This window comes from Alkalihalophilus lindianensis, from assembly GCF_032843265.1.
Lineage (GTDB): Bacteria > Bacillota > Bacilli > Bacillales > Bacillaceae_D > Alkalihalophilus > Alkalihalophilus lindianensis.
This window is the reverse complement of record NZ_JAWJBA010000714.1, coordinates 1-252: the sequence shown is the minus strand read 5'-3', so window position 1 is coordinate 252 and position 252 is coordinate 1. Positions and strand designations below refer to the sequence as shown.

Genomic DNA, 252 nt, shown 5'->3' with positions numbered 1-252 from the left:
GGAAGAAACGGCTCCAGCACGGCCCATTCCGCGTCATTCAAATCGCTTGGCAAAGTCAGCTGTGCACGGGCATACTGCGCCCGAGTGGTGTCGGTCCACATCGTCGAACTCCGGAAGTTTGTTGCAAAACCCCGTGAATCAGCGACTTGGGATGGCGTCAAGCTAACCCGCTGACACCACTCAACTTAATTTCGGATCAGGCTCTTATATTTAGATGGTTAATAAAGTTTCCTGCCCGGTTTTACTGTCTCC

At 52.0% G+C, this 252-nt stretch carries 1 pseudogene; it reads right to left on the bottom strand.

The annotated features are described in order from the left end of the window. Window positions 1–101 (bottom strand): annotated as a pseudogene (locus tag RYX56_RS26725) (IS5/IS1182 family transposase); the annotation flags it as partial. Window positions 102–252 lie beyond the last annotated feature (151 nt).